We start from the raw sequence: 6,827 nt of genomic DNA on the forward strand, positions 1-6,827 counted from the left end.
AAGGACAGCATTCGATACGATCGGGCCATGACCTCCGAAGACCCGGCCCCGGCCCCGGCCCCAGGCCCGGCCCCTCAGCAGAAGGCCCGCCACCGCATAGCCGTCCTCGCCCTCCCCGACGTCATCCCCTTCGAGCTCGGCATCCCGCACCGCATCTTCGGGCGCGCATACGCCACCGACGGCGCACCCCTCTACGAGGTCGTCACCTTCGGCACCTCACCCGGCCAACTCATCCAGACCCAGGCCGACTTCAAGCTGTACGTCGAGCACGGCCCGGAAGTCCTCGCCACCACCGACACCCTGATCGTCCCGGCCGCGTACGAACCCGCTGCCCTCTACGAGGAGGGTCTCCTGCCGGACGAGATCGCCGAAGTCCTCCGCCTCGTCCGCCCCGGCACCCGCATGGCCTCCATCTGCACCGGCGGTTTCGTGCTCGCCGCGGCCGGCTACCTCGACGGCCGCCCCGCCACCACCCACTGGTACTGGGCGGAGCGGTTCCAGCGACTCTTCCCCGCCGTCCGGGTCGACCCCGAGGTGCTGTACGTCGACGACGGTGACGTGCTCACCTCGGCGGGGGTCGCGGCGGGCGTCGACCTCTGCGTGCACATGGTGCGCCGGGACTTCGGGGCGGCGGTCGCCAACGACGTGGCGCGCCGCAGCGTCGTACCGCCGCACCGGGACGGCGGGCAGTCGCAGTACATCCGACGGCCGGTGCCAGAACCCCAGTTGGCGACCACGACCGCCGCCCGCGCATGGGCGCTGGGCCATCTCCACGAGCCGATCCAGCTCCGTGACATGGCCGAACAGGAGTCCATGTCGGTACGGAGCTTCACGCGCCGCTTCCGCGAGGAGGTCGGCGTGAGTCCCGGGCAGTGGCTGGCCCAGCAGCGGGTGGAACGCGCCCGCCACCTGCTCGAAACCAGCGACCTGTCGATCGACCAGGTCGCCCACGAGGCCGGTTTCGGCACGGCGCAGTCGATGCGCCAGCACCTACAGGCCGCGCTCGGCGTCCCGCCCACGGTCTACCGCCGCACCTTCCGCACGAACCTCGCCGACACCGGCTCGTTCGGAGCCGGCACCAACACCGGCACCGGGATCGACACCGGCACCGGCACCGGCACCGGCACCGGGATCGACACCGGCATCGGCACCGGCTCCGGGACCCGGGACGGCTCCGATCCCACCCCCACCTGACCTCCGCCGCTCCCCCACCGCCGCGACCGCCGTAAGCACCAGACACAGTCCCGCTCCCGCCACGATCGCGGTGGACGGCGCAGCAATGCTCTGAACCGCCCCTGCCAGTACGGCACTTGTCGCGTAGCCCGCGCTCACGGCCGCGTACATCATCGAGTACCCGGCGGCGAAGGCGCTCGTGGGCAGGGCCTTCTTCAACGACAGGCTGCGGGCGATCTGCACGCACGACTGGAGCAGCCCGGCGACCACGAGACCCGCCCCGATCCAGCCGAGCACCGGCACCACCGCACTCGCCCCCACCACCAGCGCCACCGCGACCAGCAGCACCAGGGACTGCCGTTCGGGGCTCCCGGGCCACGTCCTCAGCCCGTAGACGTACGCCCCGACCGCCGCGGCCAGCGAATAGGCGGCCAGCAGCGGACCTGCCCAGCCGACCGCCATGCCCCGCTGCTCAAGCAGCGCGGGCAGCACCAGTTCCGCCAGCGCCAGCAGCGAAAGGCCCGCCGCCCCGGTCACGTACAGCGGCCACGCGGAGGCGAGCGTCCGCGCCATGGACACGCCCTTGCGGTCCGACTCGTCGGCCGGCCATCCGGCGGGCAGCACCCACAGCCCGGCCACCGCGGTGGCCATCAGCGCGGCGGCCAGGAACATCGGTACGACCGGGCCGATGCCGAGCGCCAGCCAGGTGGCGATCGCGGGCGAGGCCGCCCACACGGCGTAGTTCAAGATCGCGTCCGCGCTGAACGCCTGCGCCACCACCACCTCTTCGACCACCGACGTCAGCAGCGCCCGCAGTCCGCCGGGCACCGCCCCCGGCGCGGCACCGGCCACCGCGGCCAGCACCCCGAGCACCACCGGATGCGCCTGCGCGCACACCGCGAGCCCTGCGAAGGCGAGCGCCCCCACGCCCAGCCCGACGGCGAGCGCGGGGCGCGCCCGCCGGGGCTTCAGTCGGGGCCCGAGCACGGAGGCCCCGACCACCTCACCGATCACGTACACCGCGGCGAGCGTGGCGCCCACGCTGTACCCGCCGGGCCGCTCGCGCACCAGCAGCACCACGGCGAGCGGTGCCATGGCCACCGGCAGGCGGGCGGCGACGGTGACGGCCGCCAGGGAGAGGACGGGCCGGGTGGCCAGGACGCGATAGCTCATGGGCCGAGGCTAGGGTGCGCGGTCCGGGCGCCCCACCCCTTTTCTCCCCGCTCAGAAGATGCGAACACCCCGCCTACCCCCGCTCAGAAGATGCGAACACCCCACCTCTCCCCGCTCAGAAGGTGAGGACGCCCCGCGCCACCCGCCCGTGGTGCGCGTCGTCCGCCGCCTTCGCGAAGTCCTCGATCGGATAGGTCTCCGTGACCAGCTCGTCGAGGAGCAGCCGGCCCTGCCGGTACAGCTCCGCGTACAGCGGGATGTCGAGCTGCGGGCGCGAGGAGCCGTAACGGCAGCCGAGGATCGACTTGTCCAGGAACATCGCGGCGGGCAGGAAGGTCGCCTCGTCCGTCGGCGCGGTCATGCCCAGCAGAATGGCCTGACCGTGCCGGTCGAGCAGCTCGATCGCCTTCTGTACGAGGGCTGTTCGGCCGACGCACTCGAAGACGTGGTCCGCCCCGGTGGGCAGTACGGCGCGCACCTCGTCGGCCGAGGGCAGGAAGTGGGTGGCTCCGAAGCGGCGGGCCGCCTCCTCCTTGGCCGGGTTGGTGTCGACGGCGACGATGGACGAGGCGCCCGCGATCCGGGCGCCCTGGATGACGTTGAGCCCGATGCCGCCGGTGCCGATGACGACGACGCTCTCGCCGAGGCCGACGCGGGCGCGGTTGAGGACGGCGCCGACGCCCGTCACGACACCGCAGCCCATCAGCGCGGCGGAGGTGAGCGGAATGTCCTTCGGGATCTTGATCGCCTGTACGGCCTTCACCAACGTGCGTTCGGCGAAGGCCGAGTTGGAGGCGAACTGGTAGAGGGGTGCACCCTGCCGGGAGAAGGGCTGCCCCGGCATTCCGATGGCCTTGCGGCACATGGTGGGCCGCCCCCGGTCGCACTCCGCGCACGCACCGCAGCCCGAGAGGGTGGACAGGGCGACGTGGTCGCCGGGCACGACGTGCGCGACCCCGGCGCCGACCGCCTCCACCACGCCCGCACCCTCGTGGCCGAGCACCACCGGCACCGGGAACGGGATGGTCCCGTCCGTGACCGAGAGATCGCTGTGGCAGAGCCCGGCGGCGCCGATCGCCACCAGGACCTCGCCGGGACCCGGGTTCCGTATCTCCAGGTCGTCGACCACCTCGACCTGTTTCCCGTCGAAAACGACACCCCTCATCGCGATCCCCTCGTCTCTTTCGGCAGGCCGAGCACGCGCTCGGCGATGATGTTGCGCTGGATCTCGTCGGAGCCGCCGTAGATCGTGTCGGCCCGCGAGAAGAGGAACTGTCGTTGCATCGGGTCGAGTCGGTACGTACCGTCCCACTCGCCCACCCCCACCGTGCCCGTCGCGCCCCGGACCTGCATCGCCAGCTCACCGAGACGCTGGTGCCAGCCGCCCCAGAGCAGCTTGGCAACGCTGGGGGCGCCGGGGGCGGTGGCAGCCGAACTCCCCAGTGTGCGCAGGGCGTTCCAGCGCATGACGCGCAGCTCGCTCCACTGACGTACGAGACGGGACCTGAGGACGGGGTCGTCCACACCGTCCGCAGCCGCCAGCACGTCCGCCAACTCCCTCTCGAATCCGATCTGTTGGGCGAGCGTGGAAACACCTCGTTCCAGCCCGAGCAGGCTCGTCGCCACCGCCCAGCCGTTGCCCTCCCCGCCGACGACCTCTTCGGCGACCGCGCCGTCGAAGAACACCTCGTTGAACTCCGAGGTGCCCGACATCTGCCGGATCGGCCGCACCTCGATCCGGCCTGGCTCCGCCTGCTCCATCGGAACGAGGAGGAAGGACAGCCCGTGGTGGCGGCTGGAGGCGGGATCGGTGCGCGCCAGGACGAAGCACCAGTCGGCTTCGCGGGCGAGCGAGGTCCACACCTTCTGACCGGTCACGCGGTACGTGGCCGGGCCGGTGCCCGTGCCGTCCCGGACGGCGGCCGTGCGGATTCCCGCCAGGTCGGACCCGGCGCCGGGCTCGCTGTAACCCTGGCACCAGAGGACCTCGCCGCGCGCGATGCCGGGGAGGAACCTGGCCTGCTGGGCGGGGGTGCCGTGGGCGATGAGGGTGGGCGCGACGAGGTTCTCACCGATGTGGCCGAGGCGGGCGGGGGCGTGGGCGCGGGCGTACTCCTCGGCCCAGACGACCTGTTGGGAGAGGGTGGCACGCCTGCCGCGGTACGAGGCGGAGGGCGGCCAGCCGAGGCCGATCCAGCCGCCGTCGCCCAGCTCGCGCTCCCAGGCGCGGGGGCCCTCGCGGGCGGGAAGACGGGCGGCGAGCCAGGTGCGGGCTTCCGTCCGGAAGAGGGCATCGGGATCCACGGGGGCTCCTGGGTGTCGGGGACGGCAGCGAGCAAGGGCGATCGCGGAGGGGGTGCGCTCCGCGCGGGGCCCGAGGAGGCGGTGGTAAAGCGGCTCGGGGGCAGGCATTCAGGGGCGCGGGGAACTGCGCGGCCAGCCACGACGCACCCGCACGACGCAACACGCCCCACCGCCCCGCCCCGCGCTCAGCGGTCCACGTTCGGACGCTCCCCCCTCGCCGCCGCCTCCCGCATCGCCTCCAACTGCGCCAGCATCGGCATCGGGTCCGTACCCACCGTCCCGGGCAGGAAGTCCGCGATGGATTCCGGGGTCCAGGAGCCCGACTCCGCGTATCCGGCGCGCAGCTCCCTCGGCTGGGCCCAGACCGCGATCTTGGGGCCCGCGATCGTGTAGACCTGCCCGGTGATGCCTTCCTCGCGGGCCCGTTCCGAGAGCAGGTAGACGACGAGGGCCGCCACGTCCTCCGGCTCGCCGATCTCCTTCAGCTCCATGGGTACGTTCGCGGACATCCGGGTCCGCGCGACCGGCGCGACCGCGTTCGCCGTCACCCCGTACTTGTGCAGGCCGAGCGCCGCGCTCCGTACGAGCGAGATGATGCCGCCCTTGGCCGCGCTGTAGTTCGCCTGGGCGACGCTGCCCTGGTGGTTGCCGCTGGTGAAGCCGATGAGGGTGCCCGAGCCCTGTGTGCGCATCACCGCCGACGCCGCCCTGAAGAGCGTGAACGTGCCCTTGAGGTGCGTGGCGATCACCGGGTCCCACTCCTCCTCGGACATGTTGAAGAGCATCCGCTCACGCAGGATTCCGGCGACGCACACCACCCCGTCGAGCCGCCCGAAGTTCGCGAGGGCCACGTCGACGACCCGCCGGCCGCCCGCCATCGTCGAGATGTCGTCGGCGACCGCGAGCGCCTCGCCCCCCGCCGCCTCGATCTCCTTGACCACGGCCGCCGCGACCTCGCTGGTCGGCTCCGCGCCCTCCATCGACACGCCGTAGTCGTTGACGACGACCCGGGCGCCCTGCGCCGCACACGCCAGTGCGACGGCCCGGCCGATGCCGCGCCCCGCTCCGGTCACCGCTATGACCTTGCCGGTCAAGAAGTTCCCCATCACCACGCCTTCCCAAGGTTTCTGACGGTCCGTTAGATTTTAGAACCCGTACGACGCTCCGGCACAAGACCCAGGAGGCTCCGCAATGTCGCTGCCCGCCGAGTTCCACGACATCGCCAAGCGCGTGAACAACTGGGGCCGTTGGGGAGCCGACGACGAGATCGGCACCCTCAACCTCATCACCGACGACGTCGTACGGGCCGCCGCGCAGACCGTCCGCACCGGCCGCCGCATCCCCCTCGCACTGCCGCTCCAGCAGGACGGCGTGCAGACCGGGATGATCCCGGGGCGGGTCAATCCGCTGCACTCGATGGTGCAGATCAACCAGGAGCTTTTCGGCCCCGGCACCGTCGCCACCAGCGACGACGCCGTGACGATGGGGCTCCAGGCCGGTACCCACTGGGACGCCCTGACCCATGTCTCGCACTCGGGGAAGATCTACAACGGCCGCCCCGCCGACACCATCACCCCGCACACCCGCGCCGCCTTCGCCGGCATCGACAAGGCCCAACACGTCGTCTCACGAGGAGTGTTGCTCGACGTGGCGCGCACCCACGGCGTCGACAGGCTGCCGGGCGACCACGCCGTGACGCCCGAAGACCTGGACGCAGCCGAGGAGTTGGCGGGGACGAAGGTCGGTGCGGGGGACGTCGTACTCGTACGGACCGGGCAGATCCAGGTGTATCTGGGCGGCGACAAGCACGGGTACGGCTATCCGTCGCCGGGGCTCTCCCTCCGCACCCCCGAGTGGTTCCACGCCCGGGACGTCGCCGCGGTCGCGAACGACACCCTCACCTTCGAGATCTTCCCGCCCGAGATCGAGAACCTGTGGCTGCCGGTGCACGCCCTCGACCTCGTCGAGATGGGCATGCTGCAGGGGCAGAACTGGAATCTGGAAGAGTTGTCCACAGCCTGTGCACAAGATCGGCGCTATGCGTTCCTGCTGTCCGCGATGCCGGAGCCGTTCGTCGGCGGCACGGGCACACCCGTCGCCCCGGTCGCGATCCTCTAGCCGTCCGGACGGCCGGCACCGGCCGCACCGGACGCACGCTCGCCGTGCGGCAGGCGGTC

The 6,827-nt window shown here is 72.0% G+C and carries 5 protein-coding genes; 2 read left to right on the plus strand and 3 right to left on the minus strand.

Translation table 11 applies throughout. The annotated features are described in order from the left end of the window. Nucleotides 1–27: 27 nt before the first annotated feature. Nucleotides 28–1,194 (plus strand): GlxA family transcriptional regulator, encoded by a 1,167-nt coding sequence (locus tag ACWGIG_RS18460; protein WP_453322672.1) that lies wholly within the window; start codon nt 28–30, stop codon nt 1,192–1,194. A gap of 1,267 nt (nt 1,195–2,461) precedes the next feature. Here the strand turns inward: ACWGIG_RS18460 and ACWGIG_RS18465 are convergent. From ACWGIG_RS18465 to ACWGIG_RS18475, 3 genes are all read right to left on the minus strand, one after another. After that, on the minus strand, nt 2,462–3,511 hold the full coding sequence (locus tag ACWGIG_RS18465) for a Zn-dependent alcohol dehydrogenase (RefSeq protein WP_453322673.1): 1,050 nt from the start codon (nt 3,509–3,511) through the stop codon (nt 2,462–2,464). Next, entirely contained in the window at nt 3,508–4,650 is a 1,143-nt protein-coding gene (locus ACWGIG_RS18470; RefSeq protein ID WP_453322674.1) for an acyl-CoA dehydrogenase family protein, read from the minus strand. Before ACWGIG_RS18470 ends, ACWGIG_RS18465 begins: the two co-directional genes overlap by 4 nt. Before the next feature lie 185 nt (nt 4,651–4,835). Further along, nucleotides 4,836–5,756: an SDR family oxidoreductase gene (locus ACWGIG_RS18475; RefSeq protein WP_453322675.1), complete on the minus strand. Its 921-nt coding sequence runs from the start codon at nt 5,754–5,756 to the stop codon at nt 4,836–4,838. An 85-nt stretch (nt 5,757–5,841) separates the two neighbouring features. Between ACWGIG_RS18475 and ACWGIG_RS18480 the strand changes: the two genes are divergently transcribed. Then, the gene (locus tag ACWGIG_RS18480; protein WP_453322676.1) at nt 5,842–6,768 is read left to right on the plus strand and encodes a cyclase family protein; all 927 of its coding nucleotides are present in this window, start codon (nt 5,842–5,844) and stop codon (nt 6,766–6,768) included. Nucleotides 6,769–6,827: the final 59 nt, after the last annotated feature.

The organism is Streptomyces sp. NPDC054863, assembly GCF_053610825.1.